The organism is Streptomyces sp. NPDC001068 (genome assembly GCF_042897315.1).
GTDB lineage: Bacteria > Actinomycetota > Actinomycetes > Streptomycetales > Streptomycetaceae > Streptomyces.
The window spans coordinates 1-14,653 of the sequence record NZ_JBIAYD010000011.1 but is presented as its reverse complement, the minus strand read 5'-3'; the positions used below and the strand labels follow the sequence as shown (position 1 = coordinate 14,653).

Annotated in this window: 21 protein-coding genes; 16 read left to right on the top strand and 5 right to left on the bottom strand. The window is 69.7% G+C overall.

The genetic code is table 11. The features are described from left to right. The first annotated feature begins 18 nt into the window (after positions 1–18). Positions 19–435 carry a hypothetical protein gene (locus ACFY3I_RS28975; protein ID WP_390863897.1) on the top strand — a complete coding sequence of 139 codons (417 nt, stop codon included), beginning with the start codon at positions 19–21 and terminating at the stop codon, positions 433–435. A 111-nt stretch (positions 436–546) separates the two neighbouring features. On the opposite strand, the gene ACFY3I_RS28970 is transcribed toward ACFY3I_RS28975, so the two are convergent. Beyond that, a complete protein-coding gene (locus ACFY3I_RS28970; RefSeq protein ID WP_390863895.1) occupies positions 547–1,812 on the bottom strand; it encodes an IS701 family transposase in 1,266 nt (421 codons plus the stop codon). A 257-nt stretch (positions 1,813–2,069) separates the two neighbouring features. Here ACFY3I_RS28970 and ACFY3I_RS28965 point away from each other — a divergent pair, with 257 nt between their 5' ends. The 11 genes from ACFY3I_RS28965 (at position 2,070) to ACFY3I_RS28915 (ending at position 8,602) form a co-directional block, all read left to right on the top strand. Beyond that, complete coding sequence (locus ACFY3I_RS28965; protein WP_390863893.1) at positions 2,070–2,468, top strand: hypothetical protein; 399 nt, start codon at positions 2,070–2,072, stop codon at positions 2,466–2,468. 182 nt (positions 2,469–2,650) lie between these two features. Beyond that, entirely contained in the window at positions 2,651–3,358 is a 708-nt protein-coding gene (locus ACFY3I_RS28960) for a hypothetical protein (RefSeq protein ID WP_390863892.1), read from the top strand. A 287-nt stretch (positions 3,359–3,645) separates the two neighbouring features. After that, positions 3,646–4,407, top strand: coding sequence for a hypothetical protein (locus ACFY3I_RS28955; protein WP_390863890.1), 762 nt, complete (start codon positions 3,646–3,648; stop codon positions 4,405–4,407). Between the two features lie 12 nt (positions 4,408–4,419). Beyond that, on the top strand, positions 4,420–4,770 hold the full coding sequence (locus ACFY3I_RS28950; protein ID WP_390863888.1) for a hypothetical protein: 351 nt from the start codon (positions 4,420–4,422) through the stop codon (positions 4,768–4,770). Between the two features lie 77 nt (positions 4,771–4,847). Next, positions 4,848–5,858, top strand: a complete 1,011-nt coding sequence (locus ACFY3I_RS28945; protein WP_390863886.1) for a hypothetical protein — start codon at positions 4,848–4,850, stop codon at positions 5,856–5,858. A 9-nt stretch (positions 5,859–5,867) separates the two neighbouring features. After that, positions 5,868–6,173, top strand: a complete 306-nt coding sequence (locus tag ACFY3I_RS28940) for a hypothetical protein (RefSeq protein ID WP_390863884.1) — start codon at positions 5,868–5,870, stop codon at positions 6,171–6,173. A gap of 34 nt (positions 6,174–6,207) precedes the next feature. Next, a complete protein-coding gene (locus ACFY3I_RS28935) occupies positions 6,208–7,281 on the top strand; it encodes an N-acetylmuramoyl-L-alanine amidase (protein ID WP_390863883.1) in 1,074 nt (357 codons plus the stop codon). Between the two features lie 4 nt (positions 7,282–7,285). After that, positions 7,286–7,549 (top strand): hypothetical protein, encoded by a 264-nt coding sequence (locus ACFY3I_RS28930; RefSeq protein WP_390863881.1) that lies wholly within the window; start codon positions 7,286–7,288, stop codon positions 7,547–7,549. After that, the gene (locus tag ACFY3I_RS28925; protein ID WP_390863879.1) at positions 7,550–7,840 is read left to right on the top strand and encodes a hypothetical protein; all 291 of its coding nucleotides are present in this window, start codon (positions 7,550–7,552) and stop codon (positions 7,838–7,840) included. Between the two features lie 35 nt (positions 7,841–7,875). Continuing rightward, positions 7,876–8,055, top strand: coding sequence for a hypothetical protein (locus tag ACFY3I_RS28920; protein WP_390863877.1), 180 nt, complete (start codon positions 7,876–7,878; stop codon positions 8,053–8,055). A 106-nt stretch (positions 8,056–8,161) separates the two neighbouring features. Next, positions 8,162–8,602, top strand: a complete 441-nt coding sequence (locus tag ACFY3I_RS28915) for a hypothetical protein (protein WP_390863876.1) — start codon at positions 8,162–8,164, stop codon at positions 8,600–8,602. 451 nt (positions 8,603–9,053) lie between these two features. Here ACFY3I_RS28915 and ACFY3I_RS28910 read toward each other — a convergent pair whose 3' ends face one another. From ACFY3I_RS28910 to ACFY3I_RS28895, 4 genes are all read right to left on the bottom strand, one after another. Beyond that, entirely contained in the window at positions 9,054–9,239 is a 186-nt protein-coding gene (locus tag ACFY3I_RS28910) for a hypothetical protein (protein WP_390863874.1), read from the bottom strand. Positions 9,240–9,597: 358 nt separating this feature from the next. Further along, on the bottom strand, positions 9,598–10,386 hold the full coding sequence (locus ACFY3I_RS28905) for a hypothetical protein (protein ID WP_390863872.1): 789 nt from the start codon (positions 10,384–10,386) through the stop codon (positions 9,598–9,600). 47 nt (positions 10,387–10,433) lie between these two features. Beyond that, positions 10,434–11,024 (bottom strand): GNAT family N-acetyltransferase, encoded by a 591-nt coding sequence (locus ACFY3I_RS28900; protein ID WP_390863870.1) that lies wholly within the window; start codon positions 11,022–11,024, stop codon positions 10,434–10,436. Further along, complete coding sequence (locus ACFY3I_RS28895; RefSeq protein ID WP_390863868.1) at positions 11,024–12,334, bottom strand: hypothetical protein; 1,311 nt, start codon at positions 12,332–12,334, stop codon at positions 11,024–11,026. The genes ACFY3I_RS28900 and ACFY3I_RS28895 overlap by 1 nt, the downstream gene beginning before the upstream one ends. 163 nt (positions 12,335–12,497) lie before the next feature. Between ACFY3I_RS28895 and ACFY3I_RS28890 the strand changes: the two genes are divergently transcribed. The 4 genes from ACFY3I_RS28890 (at position 12,498) to ACFY3I_RS28875 (ending at position 14,472) form a co-directional block, all read left to right on the top strand. Further along, positions 12,498–13,034, top strand: coding sequence for a hypothetical protein (locus ACFY3I_RS28890; protein WP_390863867.1), 537 nt, complete (start codon positions 12,498–12,500; stop codon positions 13,032–13,034). Between the two features lie 4 nt (positions 13,035–13,038). Then, entirely contained in the window at positions 13,039–13,599 is a 561-nt protein-coding gene (locus tag ACFY3I_RS28885) for an ATP-binding protein (RefSeq protein WP_390863865.1), read from the top strand. Positions 13,600–13,835: 236 nt separating this feature from the next. Next, entirely contained in the window at positions 13,836–14,045 is a 210-nt protein-coding gene (locus ACFY3I_RS28880; RefSeq protein WP_390863863.1) for a hypothetical protein, read from the top strand. 196 nt (positions 14,046–14,241) lie between these two features. Next, positions 14,242–14,472 carry a DUF397 domain-containing protein gene (locus ACFY3I_RS28875; protein WP_390863861.1) on the top strand — a complete coding sequence of 77 codons (231 nt, stop codon included), beginning with the start codon at positions 14,242–14,244 and terminating at the stop codon, positions 14,470–14,472. Positions 14,473–14,653: the final 181 nt, after the last annotated feature.

The window sequence follows — 14,653 nt, the reverse complement described above, 5'->3', positions numbered from 1 at the left end:
ACGTCCCCGGCCCGGAGCATGCCTGGCAACCCCTTGGGCGGGGTGCTGCGCCACCTGGACACCCGCGCCCGGATCGCCGGCCGCACCCGGACCAGCGGCCCGGGTGTGCAGGACGCCCCACCGGCCACCCCGGCCGCGCCCGTGCGGGTGGCTGCTGGGCCTGCTGCGGCCGTGCTGACCACCGGTGAGGATGGGCGGGCCCGGTGGGAGTTCCCGGCGCCGTACGCGGCTGCTCCGGCGGTCCAGGCTGTGGCCGTTGACCCCGAGCCCGAGGACGAGGACCGCACGGTGCTCGTCGCGCTGGAGGAGGTCACCACCTGGTACGTGGTGGTGAGGGTGTGGCGTACCCGGGCCAGGCGCGGGCAGGGCGTGGCCGCGCCGGCCGGGCCGGGCGTGCGCGTGCACCTGGCCGCCGTCGATGTCGCCGGGCCCTAGTAGGGCTTGGTCAGGTTCGTAGTGGTGTGGGTATGTCGCGGTGGCAGGTGGGGCAGGCGCCGGTCCAGGTGGCGAGGAGGGTCTGCAGTTTGCGGACCACTTGGTAGAGGCTCAGTCCTGCGCCGCGCCTTTTGGGTCTTGTGCCAGTCGTCGCAGGGTGCAGAAGGCGTGGGCGGCGGAGACGAGGGTGACGTGGTGGTGCCAGCCGCTCCAGGTGCGGCCCTCGAAGTGGGCCAGTCCCAGGGCCTGTTTCATCTCGCGGTAGTCGTGCTCGATGCGCCAGCGCAGCTTGGCGAGCCGCACCAAAGTGGCCAGCGGTATGCCGGAGGGCAGGTTCGCCAGCCAGAACTGCACCGGTTCGGGTTCGGTGGCGGGCCACTCGGCCAGGAGCCATCGCTCGGGCAGCTCCGGCCCGTCGGTGGCCTGGCGGATAGCGCGTCCGGCTGGGCGCACGCGCAGGGCGACGAACCGCGAGTGCATGCGTTTGAAGCCGCTTCGGCTCTTGCCCGGCCGGGAGCCTTCCCGCCAGGACACCGGCCTCGCAGCCGCTCGTCCGGCCGCGATGACCAGGTCTTTCATGGTCTGAGCAGGCTCGGGATACTGCATTTTCGGTGGCCGGCCGGTGCCCGCGTAGGCGGGCTGGACGGGCTGGGAGTCGGCCGGATGAGCGGTGTGACGAGACGAAACTCCCACCGCGTAGGGCAGGTTGCGTTCTTCCAGGCCGTGGCGGAAGGCGCCGGCATCCCCGTATCCGGCGTCCGCGACGACCAAGGGGATGTCGATGCCCCACGACCGGGTCTCGTCGATCATGTCCAGGGCCAGCTGCCACTTCTCCACATGCCCCACCTGGGCGGGAATGCCGCAGCGGCCCCGGCGGGCGACCTTGTCCGAGTCTGCCTCCCGGGAGGCAGGGTCCCAGGATGCGGGCACGAACAGCCGCCAGTTCACCGCGGCCGAGGCATGATCCCGGGCCAGATGCAGCGACACCCCGACCTGGCATTTGGTGACCTTGCCCGCGGTCCCGGTGTACTGCCGGGACACACACGCCGAGGCGTCCCCGTCCTTCAAGAAGCCGGTGTCATCAATGATCAGCGCTTCGGCCCCGATCACGTCCTGCATCCTCCAGGCCAGGCGGGCCCGCACATGCGAGGGATCCCACGGGCTGGAGGTGATGAAGTGCGCCAGCGCCTGACGGTTGCCGTCCTCACCGAGGCGGGCCGCCATCGGCTCCACCGACTTGCGCCGCCCCTCCAGCAACAGCCCGCGCACATACGCCTGCCCCCACCGCCGCTGATCCGCACGGAAGAACCCGTCGAACAACTCCGCAGCGAATGCCTCCAGGTCCTCCCGGACCCCGGCCATCTCCTCAGGTGTCACACCACCCCAACGACACCCAGGCATCAACAGACACGCCACTCAAAGATGAAGATGACCAAGCCCTACTAGGCCTGTGACGGTGTGATCCCGTGCACAGCGGCGCTCTCCTTCCCACCGATATGCCGGCAGGGCGCTCGTATGGGTGGAACCGCAGTCGGCCGCTAGCTATCTACTCCGTGTCCTCGGCGCGCCTTGCAACGATCACCACGTCGGTCTGAACAGGGGCCGACGCACCACGCGCGAAGGGAACAGCACGGATGGATGCAGCCAGGCTCTACGAGGGCAAGGACCACTCGGGCAAGGTTGTCGAGGTGGCTCATGAGGGAGACGGACCGACTGCCTACTCCCTCAGCCACCTCGGCATCAGCAGGCTTGCCTCGCTGAAGGCCCCCAAGCACATCCACGAGGGCATGACCGTTGAGGACCAGCACTGGGCGACCGAGATCACGGTGTGGGCAGAGAAGCCGAAGTCACGGTACTTCCACGCCGGTCAGGAGTACGCGACGTTCGAGGAGGACGCAGCGGACCTGGGTGAGTGGGCGGACAAGGCCAAGTACGTGCGCGTGGAGCGGGTGCTTCGCGACCCGTCGGACGATCAAGGCGGCTTCATGGCGATGTCCGAGAACGAGGACACGTCGATCAAGGTGATCGAGTAAGCACGCAAGAGACAGATGCCTGCGGAGGGGCGTTGAGCAGCGTGAACGCCCCCCGCTGCAGAGCCCTCTGATCGGTGCCGCGGACGCGCCGCACCGCTGGGTACCCTGCTGCCCGTCGCTGGTTCAGGGCCGGACGCCTATCGAGCACGGCAAGGGGTGTGCCTGGCATGGCGTCAGTGTGCGTGGATTCTGACTACTTCGAGGTGGGCGACGACGGCCGGCTGACGCTGGTGCCCGGCAGCATGGGCGTCCGGCAGATGGTCTATTTCAAGGGTGCCGGCACCTACACGTTCAAGAAGGCCGATTATCCGTGGCTGTCGCGGCTGTTCGTCCAGGTGCAGGCGGGGGGCGGAGGCTCGGCGGGCGCGCGGTCCAGCGCCGGGCAGCTGGCCGCCTCCGGTGGTGGCGCGGGCGGCGGGTACAGCGAGGCCCTGGTGCAGGTGGCCGCGCTCGGCGCCACGGAGTCCGTGGTGGTCGGCGGAGGCGGCACGGCCGGTGGCGCCAACACGGACGGCGGCAACGGGGGCGCCTCCTCGTTCGGCGGGTTCGCCACGGCCAACGGCGGGGCGGGCAGCCAGGTGGTCATGACGTCCGGGACCACCGCGTCCTGCTTCTCGGGGACGCCGGGCCCGCTCGCCGGCACGGGGGACTTCGCGCAGGGCGGCGGCTCCGGTGGCGGTCCCATCCGGCTGAGCGGCGGTGAGGGCCAGTCCGGGGAAGGCGGGGAGTCCCGCCTGGGCCACGGCGGCTACCAGCGCGCGTCCACGGGTGGCGGCGGCAACGGCCGCGGCAACGGCGCCGGTGGCGGTGGTTCCGTCGCCCGGGACGGCGACACCACCACGGGCACCCCGGGTGCGGAAGGCGTCGTCATCGTCTGGCTGTACGGCTGACCCCGAGGGGCGTCCGGACAGGGGCCCGGACGTGTCCGGGGACACGTGCCCGGACAGTGTCCGCGCAGGTCATGACCGGTGTCCTCCTCGTGTCCGGGCGCGTGTCCGTCGCGCGTCCGGACACGCGTCCCGGACACCTGCGGACAGGGCGCGGATAGACTCGACGGTGCGCCGCTGGTTTAGGTCCGGGCCCCGAACGACCCTCCGAGGACGGTGGGACAGTGGCGCGCTGTGGGTGTGCTGGGGGCCTGTGCAACTGCACGGTGCAGGCCGGAACGAACATTGCCGTGAGCGGGTCCGGCTCGCCGGCCAACCCGTACGTGGTGAGCGCCGAGGTGCCATGCAGTGACGTACGGGCCTGTCTGTCCGGCGGCCCCGGGATCAACTACAACGCGGCCACCGGCCAGATCTCCGCCAAGCTGTCGGCCAGTGCCGGGAACAACCTCGTCGCCAATGCGGACGGTCTGTTCGTGCCCACGGGTGCGGCCACCGTCACCGCAGGGGCCGGACTCACTGGCAACGGGGCTGCCGCCAACCCTCTGAAGGCCAACGTGGGTACCTGGCCGTACACGTGCCCCGTGAACACCGCTGGCGGCGTGGTCGTGGTCGACAGCACGGGCAAGCTACGCGGAGAGCCCCGCGGCTCCGCCTCCTTCACGTCGTTCTTCGACGACCGCACATACAACGACGTAGCGGTGCCGGACCCCACCACCGTGGTGGACACGTTCAGCGCCACCCTGACCAACCCGAGCAGCTGCCTGCCCTGCCTGGCCGTCGTGGAGCAGGAGGTGGACATCTACCTCGTGCTTCCGGCCGGAGCCGGGGCAGCAACCGGGTTCGACGGTGACGAGATGTACTACACGCGCAACACCGGCACGAGCAGCATCGTGGGTGCGCACAGCCAGGGCACCAAGGTGCTGTCCCGTGGCGTGATCGCTGCGGGCGCCACGCTGGCCGTCAGCTTCGGCGCCCAGGTGGGCCGTGGCTCGGCCGGCGCCTACTACTACCGGATCCAGTACACCCTGCGTGCGCTGCTGCTCGCCCTGTGAGGAGGACCAGACATGATCGATGAACTCCCGTGGCCCTGGCCGGACGACGGCCTGGAGGACGACCAGCCCGCCCCCCAACCGGTGGTGTCCTACGTCCAGTACGAGGACGGCACGCTGGCCCGCATGACCACAGGACCCGGCGTCGAGGCCGGGCTCTCACGGCCCGGGCGCCTGATCACCGAGGCCGAATACGACAAGTTGCGCGGGGAGATGGACGACGCCCACCACGCGGCCGTGGACGCCCTCAAGGTCGCCGACCAGGAGCGGCAGGCAAGGGCCTTCCAGGACCTGGTGGGCGCCGGCATCCCGGAGGCGACCGCGCGCACCCTGTCCGGCTACGAGGGATCCACCGCGCTGGCCTGACGACCCGCCAGCGCGCAGGGCTAAACTCCATAGTGCCGCCGCTGGTTTAGGTCCGGGCGAGGAACTCCACTCCGGGAGTGATCTCCTTGTCCGACTGCGGATGCAGCCGGCGGTGCTCCTGCACCGTCACAGCCGGGCCCGGCGTCACCGTCGACGGCAACGGCTCCCCAGCCCACCCGTACGTCATCAGTGCGGGCGCGGCCGTACCCACCGAGGTCACGGCCGCCGACACCCCCACCGTGGACACCACAGTGAGCGGGAGTGGCGGTGCCGCTGACCCGTACGTGGTGAGCGCCGCCGTCATCCTGGACCCCACCCCGCCTGGTGGTGGCAGCAACCTGGCCCACGCGGGCCCGGACGGGGTCTACGTCGAGTGCGCGGACGTCCGTCAGTGCCTGAGCGCCGGGGACGGCATCGCCTACGACGCGGCCACGGGCGAGATCGCCGCACGCCCGTCGGCCGACGCGGGCAACGCCCTGGCCCTCGGCACCGACGGCGGCCTGCTCGTGCCGGAACCGGCCGCGCTCGTCACCGGATGCGGGCTCACCGGCGACGGGAGCGCAGCCACGCCACTGGCTGCCGCCGTGAGCGCCTGGCCGTACGTGTGCGACGCCGACGACAACGGCGGCGTCATCGTCTGCGGCGGGGACGGAGTGCTCCGCGGCGAGCCCAGGAGCCACGCGCAGTTCTTCTCCCAGTTCTACGACGAGGACTTCGCCAACGTGCCGGTGCCCGCCGGCTCCAACGTCTTCGTGCGCCGGATGGAGTTCCCGTTCACCAACCCGGACCCCTGCAACGCCGCCCAGGTCGTGGTGTGCCAGGAGATGGAGGTGGAGCTGACCCTGCCCGCGGGCGCCGGCGCCGAGTACGGCTTTGACGGCCCGGACGAGATGATCTACTACCGCAACACGGGCACATCGACGGCAACCGGCATCCACTTCCAGGTGACCAAGGTCCGCGGCGGCGGCATCATCCTGCCTGGTCAGACCGTCACTCTCGGTTTCGACATCCTCATGGGCCGCGGCACGGCCGGAGCCACCTACACCCACATTCAGGGCATCCTGCGCGCCCTCTTCGTCACGCGGTAAGGAGAGGCCATGACCATGCCGGTTGATGACTCAACGACCCAATTCGTCATCTACGACAGCGGATCCGTCGCCAAGTGGACGTACGACGGCGAGACGCCCCCGGAGCTGCCCGAGCCCGGCCGCATCGTGACCGAGGCGGAGTACACGACCGCCCGGGACGAGATCCGCGCGGCCATCGAGCAGACCCGCGCCGAGGAGGAGGCCGCGGCGGAAGCGATGCGCCTGCAGGCGTACCAGGCCCTCATTGGCGCCGGTATCCCGGACGGCCCGGCGCGGCAGCTGTCCGGCTATACCGGCGAGGCCCCGGAGGCGTGACGTGTCGGTACCTATGACCCCAGATGAGTGGAGGGTGGCCCTCACAGCGGAGGGCGTGCCGTTCACGGAGTACAGCGGCTGGACCACCCGCGGCCGAGACGGTGCCACGGGCGAGCCGTTCGGCGAAGTCCACGGCATCCTCAACCACCACACCGCCGGCTCGAACAGCCTGCGCGCCGTCGCGGTCGACGGAGCACCGGCGCTCCCGGCCCCGCTGGCCCACACGTTCCTGCCCAAGTCCGGCGTGGCCGTGCTGGTGTCCTGCCACCGGGCCAACCATGCAGGCCTGGCCGCGCTCAACAGCTACACGGCCATCGTCAACGAGACGGCCATTCCTAAGCCGTCCAAGGCCTCCGGGACCGTGGACGGCAATGATCGGCTGTACGGGATCGAGGTGGAGAACCTCGGCGACGACCGGGACACGTACACCCGCGCCCAGTACGACACGTGGGTCCGGTGGAATGCGGCCCTGTGCCGTCACCACGGGTGGGGCGCCGGGAGCTGCGCCGGCCACCTGGAGACGAGCGTGGAAGGCAAGGTGGACCCCCGGGGGCCGGTGGAGGGGTACGGCCGCCGGGGGCGCTTCACCTTCACCACGGCCCAGCTGCGGGCCGACGTCCACGAGCGCCTGGAGCACCCGGCGAGCTGGAGCCCCGACCAGGCGAGCACCCCGCCCAAGGAGATCACCATGACGGGACCCGCATACCTCAACCTCGGCATCACCGGGTACGAGCTCGCGCCTGACCTGTGGGACGACGTGGAGTTCACCGCCGAGTGGACCGACGAGACCGGCGACCACGCCGCCAACAGCGCCGTGTTCATCAAGGGCCCGGCCCGCTTCAGCGGGAGCCTGTCCCTGCGCCTGGACCACCTGCCCGTCGGCGACAGCGTCCAGGTCCGCATGACGGAGTACGACGGCGACACCGTCGTCCAGGACCACCCGATCCACGAGGTGATCGGCACCCCCGGCGGCACCTACAGCATCGTGTCGCTGGTCAAGCGGCTCGGGGCAGGCCGCAGCATGCGCGTCCGGCTGCTCAACCAGAGCACCGACGGGATCGAGGTAGCGAGCGCGGTCCTCTCCGCCCTCGCCTGGAAGGAGTCCTGACCTCATGACCATCCACGGCTTCGAGCTCCCCGACGGCGACGCGATCGTGCGCACCGCCGAGACCTACGCCCGGGACCTGTTCGAGCGGGTCACCACCACCGCGGCGTTCGGCTTCGTCGCCGCGTTCATCCCGGCCCAGGCCACCGACGCCAGCATGTGGTACGCCGCCGGCGGCGCCGGAATCGGCGCGGTGCTTTCGCTCCTCAAGGGGATGGTGGCCCGGGCATTCGGCGACGAGAACAGCGCGAGCCTGTCACGGAAGGTGTAGATGAACCCGCCCGACTCGGCCGCCACCGTTGCCGTCGAGCTAGAGCGCCTACGAGGCACCGTCGCAACCGGCTTCGCTGAGGTCAAGGGCTCGCTGGCCGTCCTCATGGAACGATCCGCGCGCACCGAGCAGGACCTTGAACGGCTCCGCGAGGAGACGGGCAAGGACATCGACCAACTCAAGGCGGAGGTGGAGGCGCTGAAAGCCCGGCGGTGGCCGCTGGGAGTCCTCGGCGCCGTCGCCGGCGTCGCTGGCGACGCAACGGGTATCGCCTCCCTGTTCATGCACTGACCGGCATGAGGCACGCCCTCACCCAGGAGGACAACGTGGCAGAACCTCTCCACCTCGCTCAGGTCGCCTACGCCGCATACGGCCAGTCGACCGACAACCAGAACTTCCTGGGCGACCCCATGCCGGACTGGAAAGACCTCCCGGAGGCCATCCAGACAGCGTGGGCCGCGGCCGCCACCGCCGTGGCCCAGGAGGTCACCGAGACCGGGCCGTAGGAGCCCGGCCTGGCTCTCCCTGAGCGGGCGCCCACCCCTCTCCGTGTCCGGAGGGGCGGGCGCTCTTTTATGCCATCATGTCCGGCCCAGTGAGCCGGAGGCAGTGGTGAGCGAACAGGAAACAGTGGACCGGATCAACGCCATGCTGGCCGAGCTGCCCTCGGCGACGGCCGCGCAACTGGTCTGGCAATGGCAGCAGGACGCCGCCCGCTTGGCCGCCGAGCAACTGGAACCCCTACCCCTGATGCGCGGCCCGGAGTTCCCCTGGGGACTGCGCGGGCCCAACGCCACGGTGACCGGCTGGGCCTGCCGTCAGCCCGGCTGCCCGATGGCCTACCTGGAAGACGTGGACGAGCTGCCGGGACCGATGACGCTGCCGGTGAACTTCACGGCCGATGACCTGTCGGCGGCCATCAGCGCCCAGGCCAGCGCGCGTCACCAGGCACGGCTGGACCGCATACAGCGGGCGTTCAGAGACCACTACCGCACCGACCACCCCGAAGCGCTGGAGGAGATCCATGGGACACCGACCCCGGCCGCGCGTTGACCGCGCCCGCCACCAGATCGAGCGGGCGACGGACCTGCACCCCTGCTCGTGGTGCACCCACCCGCTCCAGTCCCACGACATCCAGGCCGGACAGCGCGTGTGCACGCGCGGCCACGAGGAGCCAGCCTGCCGGGACTGCCGGACCATCCGGGACAACCTGATCGCTCCAGCCGCGGCGCTGTGGAACTTCGCGCGGATCATGGCGAATCCGCCCCACGTGAAGGTGGCACCGCTGGCGTTCGGCCGACCTGTGCATTCAGCGGTGACGGCCGCCAGCACACAGGCCGCTCGGGACGGTGGAGCTGCTCGCGGTTGATGGTGAGGACCCGGGCAAGGGGGAGTGTCAGACCCCGCCCGTAATGTGAAGGTGTCCATCGGCTGCGCGTGCCGCTCGGACGTATGTGAGGCGCCCCGCCCCGGCGTGGAAAACCGGAGCGGGGCGCACCCATGTTCAGGCGGCGGTGGTAGTCCAGTTGCCATGGGCCCGGCGGCACGCGGGGGCCCAGAGCTCCAGCAGCCGCTGGTACTCCTCAGCGCGGGTCTGGTCGGCAGGCTGGGACATCAGGCGCCGGATCGCCTCATTGACGGCGTCCGCAGACATGCAGGCGTGCCCGCAGCACGGGACAGGGGTGGGCATACCGTCACGTTATGGGCTGGGTCTGACATCCGGACCGCCCGGGTCATGTTTTATGCTGCCTTCGAGGCGGCGGGTGGTCGTCGCCGACAACGGACACTGTGATGAGTACCCCGCCGCCCCCGATCACTGAGCCTGACGCCTCCGCCCTGACCTGCCCCGGCGACGCGGTGGGGCCGTGCGCGTCCTGTCATCGCACGACCCATAAATACGGGACGGGATCGAGCGGACCGCTGCGTAAGTGGTGCCGGGAGGCGGCCCAGGCCGAATGGGGGACTGGTGTACGGCAGCGCGCCTAGATTCGTGCGCCGGGATTTTCTTAACAGTCACGAGGGGCGGCTTGTCGGCTGGCGCAGGTCTTTCAGGTTGTCGCCAATTCCTTGAGGGCGTCGAGAAGAGCTTGCGGATCTCGCGAATGCTGGTCTATCGCGAGGATTTGAATTCGGTTACCAAACCTGGCTGCCCGTGCAATCTCTCTTTCCTGCGTGTGGCTAGGAATTGAAACGTTGGAAACTAGTAGTCCGGTAGAATAGTCCGAATCCAAGAGCTGCTGTACCTTGTTCTTGAATAGCGGGTAAGATACGGTATCCCGCTGGGAGTAAAGCCACTCGATGGCTATTTCCTGGCCCGAATAGGTCACGGCAAAATCTACTGAAGCGCCCAGGCTGGATCGCGGGTGTACTTTGAGGCTATCTCCATATTCTGAATCCAGGACGCTTCCTATCCAGCTATCGAAATTTCTCCGCTCTTGCCTATCCTGTTCAATTCGCCGAACAGTGGTGCTTCGAGTTGATCCAGGGTCGTACGCTTCCATGACGGCGATAGCTGGAGCCACTTCCTCCGGTTCAGAGGCTGCGATTCTTGCCACGGCTTCGCGTCGGGCAGCTAGGGTGACCTCATTATCGCCAAACTTGGCGCGCGTGATGGGTGATCCGGTCACGGACATTACGAGGAGAACTGCGCCGATTGCTATTAGTGCGGTGGGTCCTGCTTCCACATCCCGCATAAAAACGGCAGTAGCCCCCACTCCAGCCATGAGGAAACCGAAGAGCCCGGCTGTGAATCTTTCCCAAGGTGTAAGCGGCCTACTCGGGCGTTGGGGCTCTGATTCGGATTCTCTATCCGCTGTTCCTGCTTCTTCGTTACTCACGCGCCGATAGTACGTGCGGCGCGACAGGCCTCGGGGCGTTACCGCAACTATCGAGGGATTTCCGGTGCAGGAGGATGGGGGGCTGTCTCGATGTCCCGGACCATGCACTCATACAGCGGGGCGTCCGCCCACGGGTGGGAGATCCCGAGCCTGCTGTATCCCCACGCCAGGTAGGCGGAGCGGGCGGGGTCGGCCTCCGGCTCCGGGCGCACTGTGAGCGTCACCCGCTCCGCGTTCAGGCCGTCCAGCAGGCTGTCATGGAGGCCGGCGGCGATACCGCGGCGGCGCCATGCCTTGCGTACCGCTAGCTCCAGGATCGCGAAGGACCGGTGGCCGTCTTCCCGCGTGTACTCCTCGGGCAGTGTGACGTCCTGGAGGTTGTGCCACCAGCGGGTTTCCGGGGCGAGGAAGTAGCCGTACGTGAAGCCGGCCACGTCCTGGCCGTCCTGGGCGATGACCAGGCGCATGCCGGGCCGCTGGACGTGTACTTGGTAGTGGTCAATGAACTCCGCGACGTCGCGCGGGCCTTCCAGGTAGGGCGGTTCGGCGTAGACCTCTTCGTACGCCGGCAGGAAGACGTCGAGCTGCTCGGCGGCGGCGGCCGATCCCTCGTATCGGCGGAACGTCACGTCGGACATCAGGCGGCTCCTCGCTCGTAGATGTACTCACTGAGTTCCTGCGTGGCGTCCCGGGCGCTGCTGGCGTCTCGTCCGTCGAGGAGGTCGACCACCTCGGTCAGGCGCCGCATCACGCGGCCGGATTCGACCTCTTCCAGGTGCCCGAGGCTGTCCACGGCCTGTGCGGCGCCCTCGTCGACGTCGTCGGCGTTGACCAGGCTGCGGGAGAGGGTGAGCCGGTACAGGGCGCGGTTGCGGCCGTAGGTGCGGTCCTGGTGGTCCAGGGCGGCGCGGAGGAACTGGACGGCGCGGTCGTGGTGGCCACTCTCGGTGTAGAGCAGGCCCTGGGCGTAGTCCAGCTCGGCGGCGCCGTGGAACGCTGCCCACTCCGGGGAGGGGCGGCCGCGGCCTCCGCGCTCGGACAGGCGCATGGAGTCCGCGAGGCTGCGGCGGGCGGCGGTGTCATCGCCGAGCAGGGACAGCGCGCGGGCCTCACGGGAGGCGAGCAGGGATTGCAGCACGGGGGAGCCGAAGCGGACGGCGCGTTCCTTGGCGGCGCGGGCGAGGTCGTAGCCGTCCCGGGGCCGCCCCTCGTAGCTGGCCTGCATACTCAGGGACGCGAGGACGAGGATTTCCAGGGAGGCGTCCCGCAGCATGGTGGCGGTGGTCAAGGCCTCGCCCCAGTAGCGGCGTGCGGCCTCCTGGTCGTCGGCGTCGTAGTACAGCCATGCGCAGTGTTCGGCGGTTTCGCCGGCCAGGAGCTGGAGCTGCCGGCCAATGGTCTCCGGGTACTTGCTGGTGTTGATGACGCGCCGGATCCGCCGCAGGTGGCGGACGGCGAGAGAGCGGACGTCGCCCCCGCCGTACGCGTTGTCGAGGTGGTAGAGGGAGCGCAGTCCCTCGCGGAGTTCGATTAGGTGGGCGGTGCCGATGGCGCCCTGTCTGCCGGACGGCGAGAGTGCAGAGACCGGCGCCGGGAGACCAGCAGCTGCCGCAATCCCGATTGAGTCGGCGAAAAACGCCCGACGGTCCACGCTGGTGCCTTCCTGTGCGAGGAGTGGTGCACTCCCCACGGTGACACCGGGCGGCGGGTTGAGGAAACCCAACTCGATCGGATCTACGCCGAGCATGGCATGGATGACGCGCCAGGCACGGGCGCGCGGTGTGGGTGGCGGGATGTCCCGCCACCAGCGCCGGACGTGACGCGTGGTCACCGTGGCCGGCTCACTGAGTAACTCCGCCGTGCCCTCGAACCGGCGGATGAATTTCGACGGAGAGTCCAAGCCCTGGGCGATGCAGGCCCGTTCGAACAGCGTCATCTCGTCGGCCACGCCGTACCTCCGGTGTTCCGCCTGTGTACCGACCGTAGCGGCTGGACCGGACATGGAATGTCCGCTCGCTTCAAATGTCCGCCCAAAGGTCCGCCCTGATGTCACCGGTGTCCCGATGAAAGGGCGTTGGCTCGTATCGGAAGCGCACGGAGGGAGTTCGACCGTGAAGACTCAGGCCATCCAGGGCGACGTCACGACGGGCGCTGAGCGAGCCCTGGCCGTCGAGCACTGGCTGTTGATGGCGGCCGATGACTGGGGGCGGGCACGGCAGGAGTGGCGGCGGGACGGCATCGCTCTCCTGCGCTGCGGTGGCCTGTTCGGCGTCGTCCGCATCACCGCGCACGTCGTCCACGCGGCAGCGGGAAGCACAGACCACGCCGCCGTGGACCGCTACCTGTCGGACGCCCTCATCGGCGGCCCCGTGTTCATGGACACGGAAACCCTGCGGTACTACGTCCTCGTCGGCGCCATGACCGGGTGCCAGCCGGAATGGGGCCGGGCGCGGGACGACGCCGAGTTCATGGGCCACGGGTACTACCTGGGCGTACCGGCCTTGGACGCCACCAGTCCGGACCGACGCTGCTACTGGTGCGTCGAGATGGACAGCGCCGGCGACCTCGCTCCGGCTGACGCCGTGGCCCAGCTCGTTCACACGGGTCGCTTCCGGCTCGCCAGGCGCGAGAGGCAGCACGGTGGCTGAGCCGATGCTCAAGAGACGTCATGACCGGATCGGCCGCCACATGGTCGCCGAGGACGGCGCACCCGTCGTCACCGAAGTTCTCGCGCGGGAGCCCGCGTCGGTGCCCGCCGCCCGCCGGCTCGTACGGCACACGCTCGCGGACTGGCACCTGCCGGAGCTCGCGGACGCGGCCGAGCTGGTCGTCACCGAGCTGAGCACCAACGCCGTTCAGCACGCCCGGCACGCCATGTTCCGCGTGACGCTCCGTCGGATCGCCCCGGACCGGGTGCGCGTGGCCGTCACCGACAAGAGCCACACAGCGCCGGTCCTGTGGCCCCTGGACCAGGGCGCGGAGGGAGGCCGCGGCCTGGCCTTGGTCGCCGCTCTCGCGAGCGAGTGGGGGACGGACCCGCTGGCCTGGGGCAAGCGGGTGTGGGCGGACCTGGCGCCTAACGCGGACGAGAGGCCGCGGCGGGGCGAAGAGGTCCCGATGTACGGCACCTGCTGGGCCCAACTGGTCTACGTCGTCATAGTCGTGGCGCTCGGCGCGTCGATTGCGGCAGCTGTCGTCTCCGCCACGCCGTGAGAGCGGTGTGGTTCACCGGCGACTGCTGGCGCTGCGACGCCGACGCCACCCCCGTGACCTGGGTGGGCCCCGCACAGTCCGAAGGACAGAGCGCCCCCATCCACCTGTGCGCTCCGTGCCTGGACGCGGTGGAGCGCAGGTTCTGGAAGCACGTCATGGACCAGACCCACCGGCCAGCTCCACCGCCTGCCGGCGGTCCGCCCAGCACCAGCCGAAACCGCCCCCGAAGGAGTGCCATGAACCAGCCTCATCCCACCGCCCCGCCGGTCCAGGTCGTGGCCCTGTCGTTCACCGGCCTGGGCGTCCGCGCCACCGCCAACGGTAGGACCGGCCGCGAGGCGTGGCGGATCATCCGCGAGCGCCACCCGCGCGTGGCGCTCGCGGCCGGCGCGTACGCCGTCCTGCTGACCGGCATCGCCGCCGCGGCGGTCCTCCGCCTGCTGTAGCGCACCCGACCGCCCACCCCTGGTGGGCTACCGCGTCCCGTCTGGCCCTCCGTGGGGGAGTGACGGCAGACGGGACCGGGCCCCAGCCGATCTTCCTTCTCGGTCGGCCGGGGCCGCACCCCCAGACTCCCGCCCCAGATCGAGGGCGGGCCAACAGCGGGGACGGATCCCCGCCTGAGAAACACGAGGAGTTCTCATGGACCAGGACCTCTACGCACTGCCGCTCGACGGGGCCACGTTCACCGCCCTGTGCGGCGGCAACCAGGGCGGCGACAACGAGCAGTGCCTGGAGATCGCCGCCATCCCCGGCGTGGAGGACGCGTTCGCGCTCCGCGACAACAAGGTGAAGAACGGGCCGGTGCTGCGGTTCACCGGCTCCGAACTGCGCACCGCGCTCGCCCAGGCCGGGCCGATCGTCGGCGCGTAACGCCGGTATCCCGGCGTTGTCAGTGCCGGGCCCTACAGTCTGAGGCCGCCAAGCCTCGGAGCGTTTCAGGCGGGCCCCCGCTCCCTGCTTGAGTTCTAGTGGTCGTTGCAACACCCCAGCTCAGGGGATGCAATGGACTTCGAGATCCGGGAGAACCGGGGGCCCGGAGGCGGGCGAAGGA

Coding starts and splice junctions, on each gene's coding strand:
- ACFY3I_RS28975 (WP_390863897.1), top strand. CDS start 19: ATGCCTGGCAACCCCTTGGGCGGGGTGCTGCGCCACCTGGACACCCGC.
- ACFY3I_RS28965 (WP_390863893.1), top strand. CDS start 2,070: ATGGATGCAGCCAGGCTCTACGAGGGCAAGGACCACTCGGGCAAGGTT.
- ACFY3I_RS28950 (WP_390863888.1), top strand. CDS start 4,420: ATGATCGATGAACTCCCGTGGCCCTGGCCGGACGACGGCCTGGAGGAC.
- ACFY3I_RS28940 (WP_390863884.1), top strand. CDS start 5,868: ATGACCATGCCGGTTGATGACTCAACGACCCAATTCGTCATCTACGAC.
- ACFY3I_RS28930 (WP_390863881.1), top strand. CDS start 7,286: ATGACCATCCACGGCTTCGAGCTCCCCGACGGCGACGCGATCGTGCGC.
- ACFY3I_RS28925 (WP_390863879.1), top strand. CDS start 7,550: ATGAACCCGCCCGACTCGGCCGCCACCGTTGCCGTCGAGCTAGAGCGC.
- ACFY3I_RS28910 (WP_390863874.1), bottom strand. CDS start 9,239: ATGCCCACCCCTGTCCCGTGCTGCGGGCACGCCTGCATGTCTGCGGAC.
- ACFY3I_RS28900 (WP_390863870.1), bottom strand. CDS start 11,024: ATGTCCGACGTGACGTTCCGCCGATACGAGGGATCGGCCGCCGCCGCC.
- ACFY3I_RS28885 (WP_390863865.1), top strand. CDS start 13,039: ATGCTCAAGAGACGTCATGACCGGATCGGCCGCCACATGGTCGCCGAG.
- ACFY3I_RS28880 (WP_390863863.1), top strand. CDS start 13,836: ATGAACCAGCCTCATCCCACCGCCCCGCCGGTCCAGGTCGTGGCCCTG.
- ACFY3I_RS28875 (WP_390863861.1), top strand. CDS start 14,242: ATGGACCAGGACCTCTACGCACTGCCGCTCGACGGGGCCACGTTCACC.